The organism is Dorea sp. AM13-35, from assembly GCF_003473885.1.
Classification (GTDB): domain Bacteria; phylum Bacillota; class Clostridia; order Lachnospirales; family Lachnospiraceae; genus Dorea_D; species Dorea_D hominis.
The window spans coordinates 275,132-297,932 of sequence record NZ_QUCZ01000002.1 but is presented as its reverse complement, the minus strand read 5'-3'; the positions used below and the strand labels follow the sequence as shown (position 1 = coordinate 297,932).

The window sequence follows — 22,801 nt, the reverse complement described above, 5'->3', positions numbered from 1 at the left end:
GGTGGCTCTCGCCACACCGGACTGGCGGCTCTGCCGCACCGTAATATTCAGTGGAGTGCTCATGGAAAACTATGCCAATGAAAAATGTCATAGAAAAAGTCTCAGAAATGTCATAGATAATTTCATTGCCATAAATGGGGATATGCAGGCGATGCTTGAAGGAGAGGGAAATACTTACCCTTCGACTTATTCCCCCCTAACCTAAAAATTACATAGATATATTCCCTATAACGGCACTTCCCTATATCCATTTTTGACATCCAATCACGCCTCACGGTCAGGTGAGGCTGTGGATTGGTTGTAGGGATAACTTATGGAGCAACCTTGGGCAAAATATAAAGTGCAATTCAAAGTGCAAGAATTGCACTTTGAAAGTTTAAAGGAAACATATCAAAACACAAGACATCAATCCAAGCCTGTCATTTCATGTGGAGACGGTTGTATTGATGTCAAAGGTGAACCCAGGCAAGTAAGAATAATGTGGTAAATTAAAGGCTTTTCAGAGAGCTATCGTTAGTGAGTACGATTAGTTACTGGAAAGCCTTTCTTTTTATGTGAAGTAATGACTTTGTGGAAACTGGTCCATAATGCAGGGTTGACACTAGGGGATAGATAACAAGAGAAAATGAACCCTGGGGTTCACCCTATAACGATAGTAGAAATAAGAAAAACAGCGACCGGAGAGTTGGTATCCGGTCGCTGCAGGTTGATTAAAGCTCAGGCATTTCTGGAAGGACGATATGCAAAAGGAGAATCCGGACAAAATGCAGGTCCAGGAGGCGGAATGGCAGATGGAAATGGTCCGGATGGAAACGAAATGCTGGAATCTTATGAAAATGATATCGCCTCTATCGAGGATGGTGACAAATACGGAAATAATATTGTAGACCTGTATAATCCAATCAACTATATTGGAGATGAAGATACAGAAAGCTCGACATGGACCAGAATTGTAATGGGTGCATCCGAAGGTGATATGTCGCTATTTGCTTCTATGAACATGCAGATTGCATGGCTTAACAGCGGAACAGATGTCAGACTGGAATGGCAGTGGGATGGTGGACATGTTCCGTCTGAAATTTTTGGGGAATCACTGACACTTTATGTTGATGAAATGTATGGACAATATGTGGAAGGAGCTGCGGAAGTAACAAAAGCAGCAGCGCAGACTCAGACAGAAAACGGAACTGCCACAGAAACAACAGGAACCAGTAAAGCAACTCCGGGGTTTGATGTTATGGATTATGGGCAGGAAAACTATGAATTTGGTTCTTCGACACAGGATGCGAGACACTTTGACAAGTATGTGTTGAAGGTACTGCAGGAAGATGCGGAAACCTTAAATGAACTGTTTAATTCTGAAGAAAAATAACAGTAAACTTACGTCAGTATGAGTATAGGAAGGTTAAGAAGCAGATATGAAGATTATATCCAGTTATGACGTAGAACTGCGAAACAGAATATCCCGATCCGCCAGACACTGGATATTTATCGTTCTGCGGTCAGCTGCCTGATTGAGATCTATGCCCAGACATGGGATGAACTGGCAGTGATCACGGAACCTAAAAAACGTTTCAATGCCGACTTAAAAGAACTATTTTCAGAAATGGAACTCTTAAGAGCAGCATAAACACAGGCAGATATACAGCGGACTACCTGTGGTGTGGGAATCTGCCATATCTGGGATGGAAAAAGGCGCATGACTGCACATATCCTAAGTTACAGGCGTATCCGCCGATATTTAGCCTTGTCGCTTAAAGCGACCGAGGAGCATGTGACTTTAGCCATGTGAGATCCACGGAGAGAATATCATTTTCAACTAACAATTCGGTAATGTTCATAAAGAACTGACGGTATACGAATAAGATTATGCAGCGTAATATTTATTATATTGAATGTATAAATTGATTTACATAGAACAATGCAGCCCCGATAGCAGGAGTGTATTGTCCATTTGTGCCAACAAAAATGTGCTCTTTGGTTAATGCGAATGGTGAGGAAACATTGATATGTTTAGTCAGGTAGGCAATGTCGTCCTCTAAAAAATATGGTGCCAGATAACCACTGATGATAATAGGCGCATCAATAATTAAATTAAGGTTTTTCATGGCAAAGGCCAGGTGATGGAGATAATCTTTCCAGATTTGTGTAAGCTGGGGAGATTTTTTTTCGCGTAAAAGAGAGAAAAAGTCTTTTATATTCATACCGGCAGCCTGTTCCAGAGCGTTGGCGGAACAGTAAGTTTCCAGACAGCCGCGGTTTCCGCAATAACAGAGCGGTCCATCTGGATTAATACAGATATGTTCGATCGTGCCGCTGTGCATAGAACTTCCCTGATGAATCTGGTGGTTTGTGATGATAGCGCCTCCGAGATTACGATTCAGTAGAAAGACAACGGCGCTGTCAAGTTCCGGGTGTTTCCATAATTCCAGAAAGGCAGCAGACTTTGAATCATGTTCCAAATAACATGGATAAGGCAGATAACGGGAAAAGTCCTCCAGTATCATGCCTGTATTGTTCATGATATTTCCATACAGCACAGTAGAGTGATCAGGGGAGGTGATTCCTTGTGTAGCGATGGAAACACCAAGTATCTTTTCTTCATCATACTGATTTGTGGCAATGAATTCTTTGATTTTATCGGTGACCTGCTTATAGTAATCCGGCGTGTTGGAATATGGAAATGGAATGGTATTGGTATAGAGTGCATTTCCGTACAGGTCAACGGCAGTGATATGGAACATATTCTTTAAAATACCAATGCCAATGGAAATTCTGAAGTCAGATACAATCTGAATCGCATTTGCTTTTCTTCCGCCGGTGGATTCGAAATATCCATTTTTTTCTATTAAGCCATCCTGCTCTAACAGGTTCAGATTCTGGCTTACGGTGGACAATCCCATCTGTAAATCCTGAACGATCTGGCGCTTGGATGTTGTTTTTTTTCTGTAGATGTATTGATAAACTTTTGATCTGTTTATTTTTTTTACGCTGATATTGGTTAAACCTTTTTCACTCATAAGATTCTCCTGATTCTGTTATTGTAGCTGTTTTATAAATTATATATTTGATATAGTCTGGCAGAGCGCAAAAACTTGCCAGATTTTCTGGATTATATTATTTCCTGAATTGTTATAGATAGAGTTAAGTTCTAACTTTATGTATATTGTAGTATATAGAAAGTGAAAATGCAATAACGATAATAAGAACAGTAATGGTCAATATAACTGGTAAAAATACACAAAATAAGATTGAAAAAATTATACTTTTTGTCAATAGACTTTTAGATAGGGAGGATATATACTCGACTTACAGTTAAGATATAAACGTAAGTTTAAAACATAACAAAAAGAAAACAAGGAGGATATATCATGAAATTATCACTGAATGGAATCAAAGAACAGGAAGCATGGGAAAAGGCCGGAATCACTCTGCCAGGTTATGACGTAGAGGCTGTTTCTGAGAAAGCGAAGAAAGAACCTGGTTGGGTACATTTCGGAATCGGAAATATTTTCCGTGTATTTATCGGTGGTATTGCTGACGGCCTTCTGGAAGAGGGGGTGCTTAACCGTGGCATTACATGTATAGAGACTTTTGATTATGATGTAGTAGACAAGATTTATGATCCATATGACAACCTGGGATTAAGCGTAATCCTGCATGGTGATGGAACACGTGAATACAAAGTAATAGGAGCTCTTGCAGAAGCAGTAAAAGCACAGTCTTCAGACCCGGCACACTGGAATCGGCTGAAAGAAATCTTTACCAGCAAATCCCTGCAGATGGTTTCCTTTACAATCACAGAGAAAGGTTACGCATTACAGAAAGCTGACGGGACATGGTTTCCGTTTGTAGAAGCTGATATCAAAAATGGTCCGGATAAAGCAACAGGTGCAATGGCAGTTCTGGTTGCGATGCTTTATGAAAGATATAAAGCAGGCAGATATCCAATTGCTCTGGTTTCCATGGATAACTGCTCACAGAATGGTGCGAAACTTCGTGAATCTGTACTGACTATGACAGAAGAGTGGAAGAAAGTCGGATTCGTAGATGAAGGATTCGTAAATTATGTAAGTGATGAGAAAATTGTTGCGTTCCCATGGACGATGATCGATAAGATCACACCTCGTCCAAGCGAGCAGATCGCAGCGGACCTTGAGAATCTTGGCGTTGAGAATATGCAGCCGGTTATCACAAGTAAGAAAACATATATTGCACCATTTGTTAATGCAGAGAAACCGCAGTATCTCGTAATTGAAGATAACTTCCCGAACGGCCGTCCGGCTCTGGAGAAAGGTTTCGGTGTATATATGGCTGACAGAAATACGGTTAACCTTTCTGAGCGTATGAAAGTAACAGTATGTCTGAACCCTGTACATTCTGCAACAGGTCCGCTGGGTGTGGTTCTTGGATATGATCTGTTTGCGCATATGCTGAACACAAACGAAGATATGATGAAGATGGCGCGTATGATTGCTTATGATGAAGGTCTTCCGGTAGTCGCAAACCCGGGAATCCTTTCTCCGCAGGCATTTGTGGATGAACTTTTTAATGAGCGTTTCCCGAATGAGTATCTGGGAGATACAAACCTTCGTCTGGCCGTAGATGTATCTCAGATGGTTGGTATCCGATTCGGTGAGACAATTAAAGCATATGTAGCGAAATTCGGAGACGCCTCCAGACTGACAGCTATTCCTTTGGGAATCGCAGGATGGCTTAGATATATGCTTGGTGTGGATGATGAAGGAAATAAATTTGAACTTGCACCAGACCCAATGAACGAGGAACTTCAGGAACAGTTTAAGGATATCGTAGTAGGAAAAACGGAGACATTCAAAGATCAGCTCAAACCGATCCTTTCCAATGAGCGTCTGTTCTTCACTGACCTTTACAAAGATGGAGTTGGTGAAAAGATTGAAGAAATGTTCCGCGAAATGCTCGCAGGACCTGGGGCTGTAAGAGCAACAATACATAAATATGTTGGCTAATTGCAGGTATAGTGATAATGAAAAAATCGGCGTCTTACAAAATTATGTAAGTATGCCGAGGACTCGAAGTGATTGAGAAACTTTTGAATATAAAATGTAATAGAAGTAGAGGTTCAGGAGGAAAAAGAAAATGACAGAAGCGGTATTTGTGGCGGAGCCATCAAGGCTGTTGATTGCGGCAGCAGTCGGAATAGTATTATTATTGCTGCTTATTATCAAATTTAAAATTCACCCGGTATTATCCCTGTTGATTTCAGCTTTGTTTATTGGGCTCGGAGCCGGAATGCCAGTTCCAACTCTGGTCAGCACAGTAGAAAAGGGTGCCGGTGAAACACTGCAGGGAATCGTGTTACTGATTGGTCTGGGTTCTTTGTTTGGCGGAATTCTGGAAGTATCGGGTGGTGCGCAGTGTGTTGCACAGACACTGGTAAATAAATTCAGCGAAAAGAAGGCAGGAATCGCACTTGGAATCACAGGACTGGTAGTTGGAACTACGGTATTTTTTGAGGCAGGCGTTGTGATTTTGATTCCGCTGGCATTTGGGCTTGCAAAGAAAACAAAGAAATCTACCTTATGTTATGTAATTCCGTTGCTGGCAGGTCTTGCAACAGGCTTTGCATTTATCCCGCCATCAGCCGGGTCTGTACTTGTTGCAAATATGCTGAATGTTGACCTGGGAGTTATGATCGCAGTAGGTATACCTGTAGGAATCCTTTCCCTGCTCTTTGCCGGAATTTTGTGGTCAAATTTTATCGGCAGTCGTATTAGCACAGGACTTCCATCAAATATTCAGGAAGTCAGGGTGGAAGAGGAGGCAAATCTTCCGGCATTTTCTACAGTATTATGTATCATTCTTGTTCCGCTGGTTTTGATCCTTCTGAGTACCATTTCCACTTATGTTCCGGGAATTGATGCAGTACGTCCGGTATTGGAATTCCTCGGAACACCTTTTGTAGCCTTGATTATTGCAGTATTATTTGCAATGTATTTTCTTGGAAAAAGACAGGGATATGATGGAGAACAGTTAAAGAAGATCATGGACCGTTCACTTCGTCCTACAGGTCAGATTCTTCTGGTTATCACTGGAGGAGGAATTATCCGCTGGATTTTACAGGATTGCGGCATGGGCGATATCATTGGACCTGCACTTGAGAAAAGTGGACTTCCACTGATACTTGTAGCTTTTCTGATTGCGGCCTTGATTCGTGCCTCTGTAGGTGCGGCGGTAGTAGCTATGACGATGGCAGCGGGAATTATGGCGGCTATGCCGGGAGTTGCAGGATTATCTCCGGTTTATCTGGCGGCTATGGTCTGTGCGATTAACGGCGGTGCTACGGCATTCAGCCATGTCAATGATTCTGGCTTCTGGCTGGTAAGTTCTCTGCTGGAGATAGATGAAAAGACAACATTGAAATCATGGACAATGATGGAAACGATTATAGGACTTACAGGTCTGATCTGTGCAATTGTGATCAGCCTGTTTGCTTAGGGGGAGACAGATGATTGCAAAAGTAGTTTTGGAAACAATGCAGAATGCAAGAAAGCTGGTAAGCATTGTGGAAGCAATTCCATATGATGCGGAATTATGCGCTGGACGTTATGTGGTAAATGCAAAATCTATGCTTGGTGTTTTGAGTATGCCGGATTTTGAAACGGGCGAACTTCATGTTCATACAGATAATGCTAAGGAATGTGAAGAGATTCTGTTTAAACTGTTAGAGGCAGGACTTCTGATGGATACGAACGATGCAGTTTGTCGGTCAATCTATGACATCACAACTTTTGGGGAGATTCTGATTGATTTTACATCTCAGGGAAAAAATGAGGATGGACAGATGCTGTATGCGAGAAACCCGGGAGGAGCACCGGCAAATGTAGCGGTGGCGGCAGGAAGACTGGGAGCACATACTGCATTTATCGGAAAAGCCGGAAATGATATGCAAGGGAAATTTCTGCGCTCTGTATTAGAGAAAGAAAATGTTGATATAAAAGGCATGCTTATGGATGATAAGTATTTTACGACACTGGCGTTTGTGGAAGTGAGTGAAAGCGGTGAGCGTACATTTGCTTTTGCAAGAAAACCGGGAGCAGATACAAAGATTCAGAAAGAGGAGTTGGATATTGATATTCTGGATCAGACGTATATTTTCCATGTGGGTTCGCTGTCACTTACAGAACAGCCAGCGAGAGATACCACATTCTATGCGGTAAAAAGAGCAAAGAATAAGGGAAGCATTATTTCCTATGATCCAAATTACAGGGCATCTCTGTGGGAAAATGAAGAAACAGCGATAGAGAATATGAGAAGTCTGATTCCATATGTCGATATCATGAAAATCTCTGATGAAGAAATAGAACTTTTGACAGGATATCAGAATATGATGGAAGCAGTTGAGGAATTGTATCGTCAGGGTGTAAAAATCATAGCTGTTACTCTTGGTGGAAATGGAGCTTATATTTACAATAAAGAAGGCGGATGCATGGTTCCGGGATTTACGGTAGAGCATGTGGCTGATACCAATGGAGCAGGTGATTCGTTCTGGGGTGGCTTCTTATATAAGATCAGTCAGTCGGATAAACAATTAGATGAACTGACTCAGAAAGAACTAGCAGAGTATGCCCTGTTTGGAAATGCAGTGGCGAGTCTTTGCGTGGAGAAAAAAGGGGCAATCCCGGCTATGCCGAAGCTTTCACAGGTAGAAGAGAGATTGGAGGATTCAAAATGGAAATGAAGTTAAAAGAACAGCTGAATGGAATTCAGCATGTTGGAATTCCAACAAATGATATTGAAAAAACCATTCGTTTTTATGAGACACTGGGATTTGAGGTTGCCTTCCAGACAGTAAATGAAGGGGCAGACGAGAAGGTAGCTTTCTTAAAATTGAATACATTTGTAATCGAGACATATGAGAATAAGGCTGCTAAAATGGAAGACGGTGCGATTGACCATATTGCAATCGATGTAAAAGATATTGAGAAAGTGTATGAAATGATCAGTGAGGCTGGTTTAAATACAACGAAAGATACCGTACATTTCCTGCCTTTCTGGGAAAACGGAGTTAAATTCTTTACGATTGAAGGACCAAATAAGGAAAAAGTGGAATTTAGTCAGTATTTATAATAGTAAAACAAGTTATGCAGAAAGGCGTGAGTCATAGAAATGTGGCTTGCGTCTTTTTTGTCTGGAAAGGAAGTGGGGTAGAATGGCACAAGTCTTTCGTGTAGAACAAAACAGGAATAATTTTATTCTTATCAAGTTTTTAAATAGATAGTATAGTAAATGTAGGAAAATTACGAAATGGAGATTTGAAACGTAAACAGACTATGATAAAAATATTAATTATAGATGGTTTTTCCATAGTAAAAAATTTGAGGAGTATGAAAGTCAGGACATCGGTTACAGTTATGAAGGCAAGTCTGGATATGCTTGAAAGAGAAGGAATTCACAGCAAATATCTGGATTTAAAGGAAGGTGATGAGGTCGTGGAATGCGACCTCATTATTATAGAGGAATCTCTCCTCATCAGAACACCCCATGTATCCTGGAGTGGAATCTCTTTCCGGTAACGTGAAAATGGGATTACAGATGAAAATGAAACGTGGAGAACTGGTAGGCTTTAATGGTTGTTTTGGTTATGATTATCATCAGGATACAAAGACAATTACTGTAAATGAAACAGAAGCAGAAACAGTCCGACTCATATATGATATGTATTTGCAGGGAATTGGCAGTGGTACGATTGCCAAAAGGCTGGTAGAACTCGGGATTAAAAATAAGCGTGGCACGGTGGAATGGCATGATCATGGAGTTATGGGAATGATTAAAAATGAGAAGTATAAAGGTGATGTGCTTCTTGGAAAGACATTTCCACTATTGAATCAAAAAAGTAGGTTAACAGATCTGCTGATTGATGGTAAAATAGAACAGGAAGATTATGATGAAAGGCTAGAGATTCCTGGAATGCTGTGTATCGTGGAACCAGTAATGCCCATAAGATTGCGGTATTAGAGAAAGGAATGAAATACCAGCAGGTTGGTATTCCTCCGGAAGAAGTACAGTTTCTTGAAACAAGGAAATTTCAGATCAATGAAATCGCTAGATTATACCGTATTCCTCCACATATGGTTGGTGATTTGGAAAAATCGAGCTTTTCAAATATAGAACAGCAGTCACTGGAATTTGTGAAATACACCCTGGATCCTTGGGTTATCCGTTGGGAGCAGAGCCTACAGAAAGCGCTCCTGCTTCCAGGAGAAAAGGGAAAGTATTTCATTATTGGTGTATTGCTTTATGTACCGCTTTGCGTAGGCTTTGGCAAGTTCACTTTTTCCGATTCCGGCAATTCCGCAAAGAAAAACATGACGGTTTTCCTCAAGCATGGTATATAATTCTTCCAGTTCTTTATCTCTTCCGATAAAATGACGGCATGGTTTCGGAACCTCACTGTCCATAATATAATCCAGCACAATGGGAGATAAAGCTCCTCCGGCGAGTAGCTTCTGATTTTTGGTATTACGTTTGATGAATTGGCGTTCCATGCCAAAAGAAATCAGTTTTGCAAGAAACAGCAGTCTTGAACTGGCTGGTTTATATAAGGGAGTCAGATTTTTCTTTTTCGCATCTGAGATGCTGTCATCTTAAATGAATAAAGTGTAAATATCTTGTATAGCCATATTACAGTCAGACATCAGTGGAAGAAGATTCTGGTGGATGGTATGGGCTAATTTTTCCTGATTGGATGGCTTGGAATAGTAAGCGGATATTTTAGGACTGATTTTAGCCTGACCAGTCATCCAGCGGCAAACCAGACCGTTATCCATTGAATAATCCTGATTTGCCGGATCATCCATAAAATCTTCAAATAATTCGTATAAAAAATCAGGCTGACTCATTTGATTACTTTCGCTGATATGATTTTTTAAGCAAGTGCTAATAGAAGAAAAATCGCATCGATTCAATAGAAATTCCCCTTTCGTAGTTAAGATTAAGTATATCTATCATAACACGAACATATATTCGACTCAAGAAAATGCGGATATTTTTAAATTGATTGTGTCAATTTACAATCAATTTCTATTCAATGTGGTTTTCAGGCAGGTTCTGTAAAATAAGCTCAGAACAAACAATAACGGGAGGAGCTTATGCAACAGAATATTGAATTTGAGCGGTGCATTGATTTTCTGGTACGGATGATTGATAAGTACGGCGAAGAAGTCCTCCGGGAGTTGGAGGAAGAAAAACAGAATAAGGAAGAAAAAACAGCATAGAATACTTCTGAGCGGGTATGGCTAAGAATGTTTTGGCGTATTGACAGGACATTTAAAATGACGTATACTAAGCTCAGTGATCGTTCTGTAGAAACTTGCGAAGCCTACAGGCGGGGGAGAGCCTGCGGGTCTCTCCCTCTTTTGTTTTAAGGAGAAATGATATGCAGACACCGAAAAAATTCTCTTCTTTTAGTGACCAGGTTTCTTGGATCAGTGATGAAAAGGGAATAAAAATAAAAGACAGAGAATATGCGGAAGAGATGTTACGTCAAATAGGATATTTTCCTCTTATGGGAGGATATAAACATCTTTTTAGAATATCGAATACAAAGAAATATAAAGTAGGAACAAGTTTTGAAGAAATAGTCAGTCTGTATAAGTTTGATGCAGAGCTTAGAGAGTTGTTCTTTAAATATTTACTGCAGATTGAGCGACAGATGCGTTCTTTGATGTCATACTATTTTACTGAAATGTATGGAGCAGAGCAGAAGCAGTACCTGGATGCTAATAATTATAATAATACAAAAAGAAATCATGCAACAATCGTAAAGTTGATAGCGACCTTGAAACGGGCAACAACGACCACAGATTATACATATATCAACTATTACCGCAAGACATATGGTGAAATTCCATTATGGGTTTTGGCAAATGTACTTACGTTTGGAAACTTATCAAAAATGTTCCGAGTGTTTCCGCAGTCCTTAAAATCAAAAGTATCAAAAAACTTTGAACCTTTGAATCAGCATCAGATGGAACAGTTTCTATCTGTTCTCACTAAGTATAGGAATGTATGTGCCCATGGGGAACGACTGTTTACATACAGAACAGTAGATGCTATTGGGGATACACCGCTTCATAAAAAACTTTCATTACCACAGAGCGGTAATCAGTACGAAAAAGGAAAACAAGATTTGTTTGCTGTGGTGATTGCTTTTAGATATCTATTACCTGGAAAAGATTTTCTGGAATTTAAAAGAAAGCTCATAAAAGAGATTGACCGAGTAAACAGAGAAGTAGAGCATATAAGTGAAGTTGAATTATTGAATAAAATGGGTTTCCCGAAAAACTGGAAAAGTATTACCAAATATCATTTAAAGTAAAGAAATATCCTCTAAGAGATAGTGAAATACCTATTGTTTTAGAGGATTTTTTATTGAAGAATTTTAATATTTAAGAGTTTGTTTTTTCCTCTTTGACATTAAAGCTAAGATTTCTTGTGGGTTTGTCAACTGACGTCCGGGAAGTGTCTGCTTTGGTGTGCGGTCACGGTCAGCTTCATCAATCGCTGCGATAAAATGTTTTACGCTATTTGGATTGGATATGACAAAATTATGAGTAATACTTGAAGTAGCCATACGAACACCGCCCTCTTTTCGCTTTTTTGTGTATTAATTATACGATTGACAGAGAAGTGCGTCAATAAGAAAAATAAGTATTGAAAATAGTTGGGACATTAAATGGAAGTTATGTTACGAGATAATAAGAATTGTAGGTGGAAGGTTTGAACATAGAAGCATGGATAAATTTTATGAAAAGAAATATCAGGATATGGAGACACGCTTATACCGTTTGTATGATGAGATTGAAGGCGTGGAGAACAGTATAGAAGAAGTTAAGAATCGCCTGCTGAATATCCGGCAACAGAAAATATCAGAAGAAAACGTCTATCAATTTCTTTTATATTTTGATAAACTATATGATAAGTTCACCGACCTGGAGAAGAAAGAATTTCTTAACAGTTTTGTGGAACAGGTGGATATTTATGAGCAGGAGCAGCCAGATGGCAGATTCCTGAAGCACATAAAGTTCCGTTTTCCAGTGTATTTTGGAGACAGGGAAACACAGGAACTTTGTTGGGACAACGAAAGTACCGTTGAGTGCATATGTCTGCTGTCGAAGGTAGAAAAATAAATAGAGAGAAGTAGCGTAGTGATATGCTCCATCTATGATCAACGATGATTATTTCACTGTCTCTTATGATTCTTTGTTTTTCAGCTTACAAATACCCTGCGTCATGGTTCCCATCGGGCAAAATGCACACCATGTACGGGGGTTGTAGAGAACCATAACGATCAGACCCAGCAGCAGAGATGTCAGCATGAGGCTATAAAATCCAAAGCTGAACTGCGCCACCCAGTCGGTGACCGTATCGGCTGTATAAGTCCAGTCCCACGGCACACGGAATGTCCAGAACAGATTAATGGCCTCCCGCAGAGACGAAGCACCTTGACAGCCCCTAGTGAACAGGTATTTTCACACACACCGCAGGGCAAATCATTTTTCTGTGACGAGGTCACATTGATAAAATCCGGTGTTCACTCAGCATCAGATTTTTCTCCGCTTGAGTACCGGAAGATTTCGGTCAAAAGCCTCTTATTTTGCATGCAAAATCAAGATTGCTCCGAGAAGAAATCCCGCGAATCGCCAGATCCTCCCGTAATTTCGAGAAGATTTCGGGAAATATGGAAATTCGTCCCGCCGCAGAGTTACAGGGCGAGGTTAAATAAACAGAAAGGATAGTACAATGCGTAGGAAAATATTGATATTTCTATTGACAATGATCCTGGTTCTTAACGCAGTACCACAGGGCACACAATTGTTCGCTACAACCGAAGCCTCAACAAGCACAGTGATAACTAAAGTACCGGTAACTGCAAGGAATAAGCAACATTCAAATATTAATAAAAAGAAAAAAGAATATGGTGTCTTCTTGAGCATAGATGCATCAGAAATGAAAAAACTCTATGATTACAAAGAAGTGGTCATAGATGCTCAATATTTTTCAAAGAGAGATATTCAAACCTTGCATAAAAAAGGCGTTAAGGTTAATACGTATTTGAATGTCGGCTCTATTGAGAACTTTAGAAAGTATTACAAGGATTATGAGCATCTTGCGATAGGTGATTATGAAAACTGGGATGAAGAGAAATGGATCAATGTTTCTAGCCTAGAATGGCAGAAGTTTATAAAAGGATTATCTGGAAAGTTATTAAAAAAAGACGTGGATGGGTTCTTTATAGATAATTGCGATGTTTATTGCTATGCTAAAACAAAGAAAAATTTTGTTGGTCTTGTTAAAATATTAAGAAATATCAAGTCACTTAAAAAAGAAGTTATTATTAATGGTGGCGATGTTTTCGTAAAAAAATATAAAAGTCAATACGGAACTATGAAGAGCATTATGACAGATGTTAATCAGGAGTCTGTCTGGAGTAGGATTCTATTTAACAAAAACACATTCGGTAAGCAACCGAAGGATGTACATAAATATTTCTCAAATTATGTAAAGTTATGCAAAAAAGATGGAATGAGAGTGTATCTGTTAGAATATACGAAGGATAAAAAATTAATATCTAAGATTAAAAAGTATTGTAATAACAATAAATTTAAGTACTATATTTCAGATTCAATAGAGCTAGACTAATACAGTGTGTCATGCATATATATAAAAGCATAAGTGCGAATTATGTTTTCATAGAGAAATGATTGTTTCAAGTCTTTTTTATTATAGTGTTATGATAAAAGACATAATGGTATAGAAAGAAGAATAATATCAATGCATTTATTGAATTTAAATAACTTCATTTAAAACGGAATCGGAATAAGATGGAACGCTTTAGATAATTATACGGAATATCACTTAGCCCGCTGTCACTTGCGGTAGCGAGAATAATTTTGGCTCTATAAACTTTTTAGGGGTTTTGTAAAAATCAGCTTTAACGAAGTTTGTGGTGTTTATGAAAAAAGAAAGACGATAATCATTTTACACACATTGAATTGATTATCGTCTTTTTAATTGGAATCAAAGAGTAACTTCTGCTCATCTTTATACAATCTTAATTTCAAAACAAACTTACTTACGCCCATTTAATACAAATAAAGATAGAATAAAGCAATATAAAAAAGAAATTAAGATTATGAGGATATAGTTATGCAACAGACAAACAGATCAAGACATCGACATATAACATCATTTCAAGTGATTAGTTTAGGATTTTTATCCGTGATTCTCTTAGGCAGTCTGCTTTTGATGCTGCCGATTGCTACAAAAAGCGGTCAGTGTACCTCCTTTTTGGATGCTTTGTTTACCGCAACTTCTGCGGTTTGTGTGACGGGACTGGTTGTTTATGATACGGCAACCTACTGGTCTTTATTTGGCCAAGGAGTTATTTTACTGCTGATTCAAATCGGAGGTATGGGAATTATTACGATTGCTATTGCGATTGCTGTTGTTTCCGGACGCAAAATCGGGTTGATGCAGCGAAGTACCATGCAAGAGGCAATTTCGGCTCCAACGGTGGGTGGTATTGTGCGGAGAACGCAATTTATTATTCGGACTACTATTCTTATCGAAATCATTGGTGCGGTTCTTTTAGCCCCTGTTTTTTGCAGGGACTTTGGGTTTTGGAAAGGAATATGGTATTCACTGTTCCATTCTATTTCTGCTTTTTGCAATGCAGGATTTGATTTAATCGGTATAAGAGCTCCTTTTTCCTCGTTGACCTCTTATTCTGTACAGCCGATTGTAAATCTTGTAATTATGATGCTGATTATTGCAGGAGGTATTGGATTCCTTACCTGGGAGGATATAAAGAATCATAAATGGCATTTTAAAAAATACCGGATGCAAAGCAAGGTGATTTTTATGGTAACAGGAATATTGATATTCTTACCGGCTCTTTACTTTTTTTATTTTGAGTTTTCAAATGTGCCTCTTACAGAAAGAGTATGGGTTTCTTTGTTTCAATCCGTTACGCCGAGAACAGCAGGATTCAATACGGCAGATTTGACTTTACTCAGTGAAGTTGGGCAAATGCTTATCATTATGCTGATGCTCATCGGTGGTTCGCCTGGTTCCACTGCAGGTGGTATGAAAACGACAACTCTTGCAGTTCTCGTTTCATCGGCATTATCTGTATTTAGAAAAAAGGAACACACCCATTTTTTCGGCAGACAAATTCCGGATGGCACTATCAGAAATGCAGCTACGATTTTTTTAATGTATATCGTTTTATTCCTTGTCGGAGGAATGGTAATTTGCAGAACAGAAGATATTCCACTTATGACCGCTTTGTTTGAGACGGCGTCGGCAATTGGGACGGTAGGGTTATCGCTGGGAATAACTCCTGATCTGGGAGGTTTTTCCCATATAATCTTGATTTGCTTGATGTTTTTTGGCAGAGTGGGAGGATTGACCTTGATTTTTGCCACCGTTTCTGAAAAAAAGCCTAACGGTTCAAAATATCCTCAGGAAAAAATTACAGTAGGTTAAGGAGAATAAAAAAATGAAATCAATATTACTTATCGGTCTGGGAAGATTCGGACGGCATATTGCTATAAAATTAGATGAATTGCATCATCAGGTGATGGCGGTAGATAAAAAAGATACTCGAGTTGATGCTGTACTCCCCTTTGTAACCAACGCTCAGATTGGGGATGCGACTAATGAGGATTTTTTAAGTTCGCTTGGTGTTGGAAATTTTGATGTTTGTATTGTGGCTATCGGAGATGACTTTCAGAATTCATTGGAAGTAACGTCCCTTTTGAAGGAACTCGGTGCAAGAATGGTGGTGTCTCGTGCCGCTCGTGATGTTCATGCAAAATTTCTTTTACGAAACGGCGCAGATGAAATTGTTTATCCCGAAAGGCAGGTTGCCGATATGGTTGCGATCCGTTATAGTGCTGATCATATTTTCGATTACATAGAACTAGATGAAGAACATGCAATCTTTGAAATATCTATACCGGGAGAATGGATAGGAAAAACAATCGGTCAGTTGGATATACGAAAAAAATATAACATCAATATTATGGCGCTGAAAACAAATGATATTATGAATTTGAAAATAAGTTCCGATACGCAGTTGTTAAAGGACAGTACCATGCTTGTTCTTGGGGAGACGAAACATATTCAAAAATGTTTTCATATTTAATTTTTGAAAGAAGTTGGTGATATGAAAGACTTTGTTTTACTTATAGTGGTATTGGCAGCATTTATTTATGGCTATTTTCTTATGGAAAAGCTGGAAAAATTTCTCAAGGAAAATCAATCCCAAAAACTTATTTCAGATTCTAAGCTCAGGATTGGATTTGAAACACCTGCAATCATAGATTCTATTGCAGATCTATTAGAACAATTTTCAAGCGAATACTCAAACTATGAGCTGAACCTGTTCTACGGTTCTATAAGTGAAATAATAAATGGGCTGGAAAATAATAAACTTGATTTTGGCTTTATCATAGAAAATTCCAACGATATTTTGAAAGATGAGTATTGTTCCTTATCCTTTCAAATAAAGCAAAGTGTCATTACTCCAGGCTCTATAGACATTGCGGTACATCCCGTCAACACGATTGAGAAACCAGCGAGAGTGATATGGCAAAATGACATTAATTGTATGAAGGGTCTATTTGTCGAAAAATTGCGTGATTTTTTGGAGCGTTTTCTGCTTTCGGCTACACGCCCGAATGGAAAAAAAGAAAAAAAGGTGGTATAATCTTTATGCGATTTTAATGTCAGTGCTAAAATGCTTTTCTGAAATTTACGTATTATTCTATATAATGTTTTTGTACAAGGAGATGACCGTATGAGTGAAAGCAGACACAATCCGGATCAGTTATTAAAGGAAATCCAAGCTGATGAAGAAAAACGTAATAAAGGACATTTGAAAATCTTTTTCGGATATGCAGCTGGTGTGGGTAAAACCTACGCCATGTTAGAAGCAGCTCATATGGAAAAACAGCAGGGAATTGACGTGGTAGCTGGTTATGTAGAACCCCACGCACATCCCAAAACAGCAGCTCTTTTGAATGGCTTAGAAGTTCTTCCTACAAGAGAAGTTTTTTATAATGGTATGATACTGGACGAATTCGACATAGGCATGGCGTTGAAAAGAAAACCACAGCTTATCCTTGTAGATGAACTTGCGCATACGAATGCCGAAGGATGCCGTCATGCAAAACGGTATCAGGACATTAAGGAACTTTTGAATGCAGGGATTGATGTCTATACGACTGTCAATGTTCAGCATATTGAAAGCCTTTGTGATACAGTTGCATCCATTACGAAAATTGTTGTGCGGGAACGCATCCCGGATTCTATTTTTGATAATGCAGATCAGGTTGAATTAATAGATATTGAACCACAGGATTTGATCAACCGTTTGAATACAGAAAATGTATATAGACAGACACAGGCAAAACAGGCAGTAGAAAATTTTTTTACAATAGAAAATTTGACAGCTCTCCGGGAGATTTCACTGCGGCGATGTGCGGACCGGGTGAATATCCTCACAGAAAATACCCGCATAAAAAATCATGGAGATTATCACACAGGCGAACATATTCTTGTATGTCTATCTTCTTCTCCATCCAATGCGAAAATTATCCGTACCGCCGCAAAAATGGCTTCTGTTTTTAAAGGGGAGTTTACGGCTCTGTTTGTAGAAACCCCAGATTTTTCGGTGATGAGCGAGGAAAATGTAAAACGCCTGCGTTCAAATATTCGTCTTGCTGAGCAGCTTGGGGCAAAAATAGAAATAGTTTACGGAGAAGATGTTCCGTTTCAGATTGCGGAATTTGCTCGTTTGTCCGGTGTGTCAAAGATTGTGATCGGACGTAGTTCTGCTACAAAACGGCATTTGCTCAGCAAACCGACCCTGACAGAAAAATTGATTGATTATGCCCCTAACCTGGATGTGCATATTATTCCGGATACGGTTTCTAATGCGGCAGTGTATCAGTTAAGAGGGGGCAGGGAAAAGAACCATATCGTATTCTCTGTCACTGATACATTAAAATCTACTGCGATTCTGATTTTATCCAGTTTAGTCGGAATGATTTTCCAGAAATTTGGATTTGACAAAGCAAATATCATTACTGTTTTTGTTTTAGGTGTTCTTGTCACCGCTGTCATCACGAAACATCAGATATACAGCCTAATTTTCTCGATTGTAAGTGTTTTGGTCTTTAATTTCTTGTTTACGGAACCTCAATTTACCTTGAAGGCGTATGATCAGGGTTATCCTGTTACCTTTATTATCATGTTTTTGGCGGCATTTTTAACCGGTTCTCTTGCTATACGGATTAAAAACCAAGCAAAACAGGCGGCACAATCTGCTTACCGTACCAAAGTGTTATTTGATACAAACCAGCTATTGCAACAGGCAAAAGATAAAAATGAAATTGTATCTGCAACCTCAAATCAGCTCATTAAACTCTTGGGAAAAGATATCGTTTTTTATTTAGCTGATGGAGAAGTGTTGGATACGCCGCATATTTTTTCTGTAACTGAAGAAAATTTGGAATCGTGTATTTCCGAAAATGAAAAGGCCGTTGCCGGCTGGGTATTGAAAAACAATAAACGTGCCGGAGCTACAACAGGAACGCTTTCCAATGCAAAATGCCTGTACCATGCTGTTCGCAGCAGCAGTATGGTATATGGAGTTATTGGAATCGTGATGGGGGAAATACCTCTTGATCCATTTGAAAACAGTATTCTACTATCCATTCTCGGAGAATGTGCCCTGGCTTTGGAAAATGAGAAAAATGCCCGTGAGAAACAGGAGGCGGCCATTCTTGCAAAAAATGAACAGTTGCGAGCGAACCTGCTGCGTGCTATTTCACATGATTTGAGGACACCGCTGACATCCATTTCCGGGAATGCTAGCAATCTTTTGTCCAACGGCGATTCCATTGATAATGATACAAAAAAGCAGCTGTACATGGATATATATGATGATTCCATGTGGCTGATTAACCTTGTAGAAAACTTGCTGGCTGTAACCCGGATTGAAGAAGGACGGTTGAATCTCCGTATGACGGAAGATTTGATGGATGACGTGATTACAGAAGCGTTACATCATATTAACCGAAAGAGTGAAGAACATCATATTTCCGTTGAAAGCAAAGAAGAATTTCTTCTTGCAAAAATGGATGCAAAGCTTATTGTTCAGGTAATCATCAATATTGTTGATAATGCTATCAAATACACACCTAAAAACTCTCATATTGTTATTCGGACAGAAAAGAGGGGAAAACAAGCAATCGTATCTATATCGGATGATGGAAACGGAATTGCTGACGAAATAAAGCCACGGATATTCGACATGTTCTATAGCGGTGCAAATCAAATTGCAGACAGCCGCCGAAGTTTAGGACTCGGATTATCTTTGTGCAAGTCCATTATTAACGCCCACGGCGGAGAACTTACTGTTTCAGATAATCTGCCGCACGGAACAGTATTTACATTTACATTACCGGCAGGGGAGGTCAAAGTATATGAATAAGTCACTAATATTAGTTGTAGAAGATGACACATCTGTCAGAAATTTAATTACAACAACCTTAAAAGCGCACGAATACCGATATCTGACGGCACCCGATGGTCAATCGGCAATTTTAGAAACATCTTCACACAATCCTGACATTGTTTTACTTGATTTAGGACTTCCTGATATAGATGGTGTTGAGATTATTAAAAAAATCCGTACTTGGTCAAACATGCCAATTATCGTAATCAGTGCTCGCAGTGAAGATACCGATAAAATTGATGCGTTGGATGCTGGCGCAGATGATTATTTAACAAAGCCATTTTCTGTTGAGGAACTGCTTGCCAGACTACGAGTCACGCAAAGAAGGTTATCGATGATGCAAAAAGTATCCCCTGCCGAAGCGGTTGTTTTTGTAAACGGAAAACTTCGTGTAGATTATGCTGCAGGTTGTGCTTATTTGAATGAAGAAGAGTTGCATTTAACACCTATTGAATATAAGTTGCTTTGCCTGTTGACAAGAAATATAGGAAAAGTTCTGACCCATACTTTCCTTACGCAAAGCATTTGGGGAAGTAGCTGGGATAATGATATTGCTTCCCTTCGTGTGTTTATGGCAACACTTCGTAAAAAAATCGAGAAAGAACCGAACTCTCCACAATATATCCAAACACACATTGGCGTGGGGTATCGGATGCTGAAAGTTGATTGAACTTCACAACACCATAGTTAAAGTTGGAATATAAGCTAATAGGTAAAATTTAATAGAATAACACGTAAAAAAGCACTGAAATCGTTTGCTGATCACGATTTATAGTGCTTTTGTAATAACATTAATTAAGCGGTGACAGCTACAAGCTGACCAACAAAACAGTAATGGGATTATGCATTATGCATAGTATATGTGTGGAAAATAAAATCTCCTTTGTACACCAAAGCCAAATTATTCTTGCTATTTATAGTGACTTTTATTATAATTAAAAGTGCATGGTTATGCGTCTGTATATTATTGTACACAAAATTCGGAGAATGGACATGCAGCAGATTATTTTAGGCAGTGCAGGATTTCTTCTGTACTTTATTTACGATATAAATAGTGTTAGAAAACAGAACAGATATTTACAAAAATTTTTCGCAGTGGGCACTATTCTGGTTGTTTTGTCACTGTTCATGGAACTTTGGCTTGCATGGGGACAGGGCAGTCACAGGATTGGAAGAATGATTGGATTCGGAATCGGAGCGATGTGCTTTTTGGCACTTCTCATATACACCTTGTTTTTCGCCCTTCCTTTTGAGGAAACCTATTGTGAAGAAAACAGGTTACGGGCTGCATACACAGAAGGTGTGTATGGATTGTGTCGGCATCCCGGTGTTTTGTGGTTTGCAGGTGCATATCTTTGTATGTGGGGAATGGTTGGCGGATGGAAACAGGGAATCTATTTTTTACTTATGATTTTTTGGAATTATCTGTATATCATTTTTCAGGATCTGTGGACTTTTCCGCAGACATTTTTTAATTATAGGGAATATCAGAAACATACACCTTTTTTAATACCAAATAAAGAAAGCATACAGGCATGTTTCTATAGTGTCAGAAAACAATGATCGATCTGGAGCGGACAGACTATGAATTTAGAAGAAAAATTGAAGAAACAACAGTATAAAGAAATCTGGCAGCAGTACTGTGGATTTCTTGATTTGTCCATGGATGGATATATGAAAATTCAACGGCGATTGATGGAGGAGCAGATCCGGTTATGGAGTAACTGTGGTCTGGGACAGTCTATTTTGAAGGGAAAGCATCCGAGCAATCTGGATGAATTTCGAAAAATGGTACCATTGACAACCTATGAAGACTATGCAGATGTGCTGCTTACCAAACAGCCGGATATGCTTCCGGGCAATCCGGTTATCTGGATCCAGACGACCTGGGAGGGTGGAAAGCATCCCATTAAGGTGGCGCCCTATACCAGAAGCATGCTGGATACCTATCGCAACAACGTGACAGCATGTCTGATTCTTTCTACCAGTAAAGAAAAGGGCTCTTTTGATGTGGCAGCTACAGACAAATTTTTGTATGCCCTGGCACCGTTGCCTTTTGCAACCGGACTTTTTCCGCTGGCATTGGGTGAGGAGATCGGTATTGAATTTTTACCGGCAGTTGATGAAGCAGTAAATATGAGCTTCAGCGAAAGAAATAAACTGGGATTTAAGATGGCCATGCAGAAGGATCTTGGTTTTTTCTTTGGCCTTGGAAGTGTGGCTTATGCAGTGAGTCTGAGTCTTTCTTCTTTGACCAGTGGCGGAGGTGGCGGCATTAAACTGTCAAGCCTTATGAAATGCAAGCCTCATATGATCTTACGTATGATCCAGGCAAAGCGCCGGTGTAAGAGAGAAAACAGAACATTTCTCCCAAAGGATTTGTTTCATCTAAAAGGATTTATGGTGGCAGGTACGGATAACCTGTGTTATAAAGATGATCTGGAAGAACTTTGGGGCATTCGTCCCATGGAATTGTTCGCCGGTACGGAGCCTTCCATTATGGGTACAGAGACATGGACAAGAAAGGGAATGTATTTCTTCCCGGATACTGCGTTCTATGAGTTTATCACAGAGAAGGATATGATGAGGAATTATGACGATCCTTCTTATATTCCGCCTACCTATCTGATGGATGAAGTGAGACCTGGTGAAAAGTACGAGCTGGTATTTACGATTCTGAAGGGCGGTGCGTTTGCCCGTTATCGTTGTGGAGATATGTATCGCTGTGTGGGATTGGAAAACCGGGAAGATGAGACCAGGATTCCCCGTTTTGAATATGTGGACCGGGTACCCTGGATCATTGATATCGCAGGATTTACCAGAATTTCGGAAAATGGAATTCGAAGTGTAATCAGCCTTTCCAAACTTCCGATCACCAACTGGGTGGCAACGAAAGAATACAATGAACAGAATCGACCGTATCTTCACATGTATGTGGAACTGGAACAGGAGGCACTTCTTAGCAATGCCATGAGTGCCAATATTTTAAAGGATTTACTGAGTACATATTTCAAATATATTGATCAGGATTATCGGGATCTGAAAAAGATTCTGGGTATGGATCCGTTACAGGTGACAATTTTCACTTGTGGAACCTTTGAAGCCTATGAGAAAAAGACAGGCAAAAAGATACATCAGATGAATCCTTCTCATTACGATATGAAGGAATTACTGGATGTGCAGGAATATCTAAATAAAGTAAGATAACTGTGCAGGCATGGAACAGTTATG

The 22,801-nt window shown here is 39.3% G+C and carries 19 protein-coding genes and 4 pseudogenes; 19 read left to right on the top strand and 4 right to left on the bottom strand.

From position 1 onward, the window contains the following. Together DW152_RS13370 and DW152_RS04290 are read left to right on the top strand one after the other, a co-directional pair. Positions 1–205 (top strand): annotated as a pseudogene (locus tag DW152_RS13370) (hypothetical protein); the annotation flags it as partial. Between the two features lie 420 nt (positions 206–625). Beyond that, positions 626–1,372, top strand: a complete 747-nt coding sequence (locus DW152_RS04290; protein ID WP_147363195.1) for a hypothetical protein — start codon at positions 626–628, stop codon at positions 1,370–1,372. Positions 1,373–1,886: 514 nt separating this feature from the next. Here DW152_RS04290 and DW152_RS04280 read toward each other — a convergent pair. Beyond that, a complete protein-coding gene (locus DW152_RS04280; protein ID WP_118288048.1) occupies positions 1,887–3,020 on the bottom strand; it encodes an ROK family transcriptional regulator in 1,134 nt (377 codons plus the stop codon). 351 nt (positions 3,021–3,371) lie between these two features. On the opposite strand from DW152_RS04280, the gene DW152_RS04275 reads away from it, so the two are divergent. From DW152_RS04275 to DW152_RS04245, 7 genes and pseudogenes are all read left to right on the top strand, one after another. Next, positions 3,372–4,988, top strand: coding sequence for a mannitol dehydrogenase family protein (locus DW152_RS04275; protein ID WP_118288047.1), 1,617 nt, complete (start codon positions 3,372–3,374; stop codon positions 4,986–4,988). 130 nt (positions 4,989–5,118) lie between these two features. Continuing rightward, complete coding sequence (locus tag DW152_RS04270; protein ID WP_118288046.1) at positions 5,119–6,477, top strand: GntP family permease; 1,359 nt, start codon at positions 5,119–5,121, stop codon at positions 6,475–6,477. A 10-nt stretch (positions 6,478–6,487) separates the two neighbouring features. Next, on the top strand, positions 6,488–7,720 hold the full coding sequence (locus tag DW152_RS04265) for a carbohydrate kinase family protein (protein ID WP_118288045.1): 1,233 nt from the start codon (positions 6,488–6,490) through the stop codon (positions 7,718–7,720). Beyond that, positions 7,717–8,109 (top strand): VOC family protein, encoded by a 393-nt coding sequence (locus DW152_RS04260; RefSeq protein WP_118288059.1) that lies wholly within the window; start codon positions 7,717–7,719, stop codon positions 8,107–8,109. The genes DW152_RS04265 and DW152_RS04260 overlap by 4 nt, the downstream gene beginning before the upstream one ends. Before the next feature lie 257 nt (positions 8,110–8,366). Further along, positions 8,367–8,555 (top strand): hypothetical protein, encoded by a 189-nt coding sequence (locus tag DW152_RS04255; protein WP_118288044.1) that lies wholly within the window; start codon positions 8,367–8,369, stop codon positions 8,553–8,555. Next, on the top strand, positions 8,524–8,997 hold the full coding sequence (locus DW152_RS04250) for a recombinase family protein (RefSeq protein ID WP_330416716.1): 474 nt from the start codon (positions 8,524–8,526) through the stop codon (positions 8,995–8,997). Before DW152_RS04255 ends, DW152_RS04250 begins: the two co-directional genes overlap by 32 nt. Beyond that, a pseudogene (locus DW152_RS04245) lies at positions 8,931–9,263 on the top strand (phage portal protein); the annotation flags it as partial. The gene DW152_RS04250 and the pseudogene DW152_RS04245, both read left to right, overlap by 67 nt. On the opposite strand, the pseudogene DW152_RS13700 reads toward DW152_RS04245, so the two are convergent. Beyond that, positions 9,264–9,881: pseudogene (locus tag DW152_RS13700) on the bottom strand (Archaeal ATPase); the annotation flags it as partial. Positions 9,882–10,130: 249 nt separating this feature from the next. Here DW152_RS13700 and DW152_RS13560 point away from each other — a divergent pair. Both DW152_RS13560 and DW152_RS04235 read left to right on the top strand, forming a co-directional pair. Next, positions 10,131–10,256: a hypothetical protein gene (locus tag DW152_RS13560; RefSeq protein ID WP_015540934.1), complete on the top strand. Its 126-nt coding sequence runs from the start codon at positions 10,131–10,133 to the stop codon at positions 10,254–10,256. Between the two features lie 161 nt (positions 10,257–10,417). Continuing rightward, complete coding sequence (locus DW152_RS04235) at positions 10,418–11,359, top strand: Abi family protein (RefSeq protein ID WP_118288043.1); 942 nt, start codon at positions 10,418–10,420, stop codon at positions 11,357–11,359. Positions 11,360–11,422: 63 nt separating this feature from the next. On the opposite strand, the gene DW152_RS04230 is transcribed toward DW152_RS04235, so the two are convergent. Further along, positions 11,423–11,614 carry a hypothetical protein gene (locus DW152_RS04230; RefSeq protein WP_055059878.1) on the bottom strand — a complete coding sequence of 64 codons (192 nt, stop codon included), beginning with the start codon at positions 11,612–11,614 and terminating at the stop codon, positions 11,423–11,425. A gap of 160 nt (positions 11,615–11,774) precedes the next feature. Between DW152_RS04230 and DW152_RS04225 the strand changes: the two are divergent. Then, positions 11,775–12,170: pseudogene (locus tag DW152_RS04225) on the top strand (recombinase family protein); the annotation flags it as partial. A gap of 63 nt (positions 12,171–12,233) precedes the next feature. Here the strand turns inward: DW152_RS04225 and DW152_RS04220 are convergent. Continuing rightward, positions 12,234–12,437 carry a 4Fe-4S binding protein gene (locus DW152_RS04220; protein ID WP_330416714.1) on the bottom strand — a complete coding sequence of 68 codons (204 nt, stop codon included), beginning with the start codon at positions 12,435–12,437 and terminating at the stop codon, positions 12,234–12,236. Positions 12,438–12,783: 346 nt separating this feature from the next. Here DW152_RS04220 and DW152_RS04215 point away from each other — a divergent pair, with 346 nt between their 5' ends. From DW152_RS04215 to DW152_RS04180, 7 genes are all read left to right on the top strand, one after another. Beyond that, the gene (locus tag DW152_RS04215) at positions 12,784–13,683 is read left to right on the top strand and encodes an endo alpha-1,4 polygalactosaminidase (protein ID WP_243059776.1); all 900 of its coding nucleotides are present in this window, start codon (positions 12,784–12,786) and stop codon (positions 13,681–13,683) included. 507 nt (positions 13,684–14,190) lie between these two features. Then, positions 14,191–15,531 (top strand): TrkH family potassium uptake protein, encoded by a 1,341-nt coding sequence (locus DW152_RS04210; RefSeq protein ID WP_117537090.1) that lies wholly within the window; start codon positions 14,191–14,193, stop codon positions 15,529–15,531. 13 nt (positions 15,532–15,544) lie between these two features. Continuing rightward, positions 15,545–16,192, top strand: coding sequence for a potassium channel family protein (locus DW152_RS04205; protein WP_117537089.1), 648 nt, complete (start codon positions 15,545–15,547; stop codon positions 16,190–16,192). A gap of 21 nt (positions 16,193–16,213) precedes the next feature. Beyond that, a complete protein-coding gene (locus tag DW152_RS04200) occupies positions 16,214–16,756 on the top strand; it encodes a LysR family transcriptional regulator (protein WP_118288042.1) in 543 nt (180 codons plus the stop codon). A gap of 90 nt (positions 16,757–16,846) precedes the next feature. Beyond that, on the top strand, positions 16,847–19,546 hold the full coding sequence (locus DW152_RS04195; protein ID WP_118288041.1) for a sensor histidine kinase: 2,700 nt from the start codon (positions 16,847–16,849) through the stop codon (positions 19,544–19,546). Then, positions 19,539–20,240, top strand: a complete 702-nt coding sequence (locus DW152_RS04190; RefSeq protein ID WP_006427007.1) for a response regulator — start codon at positions 19,539–19,541, stop codon at positions 20,238–20,240. The genes DW152_RS04195 and DW152_RS04190 overlap by 8 nt, the downstream gene beginning before the upstream one ends. 914 nt (positions 20,241–21,154) lie before the next feature. Then, positions 21,155–22,777 carry a GH3 family domain-containing protein gene (locus DW152_RS04180; protein ID WP_117537085.1) on the top strand — a complete coding sequence of 541 codons (1,623 nt, stop codon included), beginning with the start codon at positions 21,155–21,157 and terminating at the stop codon, positions 22,775–22,777. Positions 22,778–22,801 lie beyond the last annotated feature (24 nt).

Excerpts from the sequence above, each read along its gene's own strand:
- DW152_RS04290 (WP_147363195.1), top strand. The coding sequence starts at position 626 with ATGAACCCTGGGGTTCACCCTATAACGATAGTAGAAATAAGAAAAACA.
- DW152_RS04280 (WP_118288048.1), bottom strand. The coding sequence starts at position 3,020 with ATGAGTGAAAAAGGTTTAACCAATATCAGCGTAAAAAAAATAAACAGA.
- DW152_RS04275 (WP_118288047.1), top strand. The coding sequence starts at position 3,372 with ATGAAATTATCACTGAATGGAATCAAAGAACAGGAAGCATGGGAAAAG.
- DW152_RS04270 (WP_118288046.1), top strand. The coding sequence starts at position 5,119 with ATGACAGAAGCGGTATTTGTGGCGGAGCCATCAAGGCTGTTGATTGCG.
- DW152_RS04265 (WP_118288045.1), top strand. The coding sequence starts at position 6,488 with ATGATTGCAAAAGTAGTTTTGGAAACAATGCAGAATGCAAGAAAGCTG.
- DW152_RS04260 (WP_118288059.1), top strand. The coding sequence starts at position 7,717 with ATGAAGTTAAAAGAACAGCTGAATGGAATTCAGCATGTTGGAATTCCA.
- DW152_RS04255 (WP_118288044.1), top strand. The coding sequence starts at position 8,367 with ATGAAAGTCAGGACATCGGTTACAGTTATGAAGGCAAGTCTGGATATG.
- DW152_RS04250 (WP_330416716.1), top strand. The coding sequence starts at position 8,524 with ATGTATCCTGGAGTGGAATCTCTTTCCGGTAACGTGAAAATGGGATTA.
- DW152_RS13560 (WP_015540934.1), top strand. The coding sequence starts at position 10,131 with ATGCAACAGAATATTGAATTTGAGCGGTGCATTGATTTTCTGGTACGG.
- DW152_RS04235 (WP_118288043.1), top strand. The coding sequence starts at position 10,418 with ATGCAGACACCGAAAAAATTCTCTTCTTTTAGTGACCAGGTTTCTTGG.
- DW152_RS04230 (WP_055059878.1), bottom strand. The coding sequence starts at position 11,614 with ATGGCTACTTCAAGTATTACTCATAATTTTGTCATATCCAATCCAAAT.
- DW152_RS04215 (WP_243059776.1), top strand. The coding sequence starts at position 12,784 with ATGCGTAGGAAAATATTGATATTTCTATTGACAATGATCCTGGTTCTT.
- DW152_RS04210 (WP_117537090.1), top strand. The coding sequence starts at position 14,191 with ATGCAACAGACAAACAGATCAAGACATCGACATATAACATCATTTCAA.
- DW152_RS04205 (WP_117537089.1), top strand. The coding sequence starts at position 15,545 with ATGAAATCAATATTACTTATCGGTCTGGGAAGATTCGGACGGCATATT.
- DW152_RS04200 (WP_118288042.1), top strand. The coding sequence starts at position 16,214 with ATGAAAGACTTTGTTTTACTTATAGTGGTATTGGCAGCATTTATTTAT.
- DW152_RS04195 (WP_118288041.1), top strand. The coding sequence starts at position 16,847 with ATGAGTGAAAGCAGACACAATCCGGATCAGTTATTAAAGGAAATCCAA.
- DW152_RS04190 (WP_006427007.1), top strand. The coding sequence starts at position 19,539 with ATGAATAAGTCACTAATATTAGTTGTAGAAGATGACACATCTGTCAGA.
- DW152_RS04180 (WP_117537085.1), top strand. The coding sequence starts at position 21,155 with ATGAATTTAGAAGAAAAATTGAAGAAACAACAGTATAAAGAAATCTGG.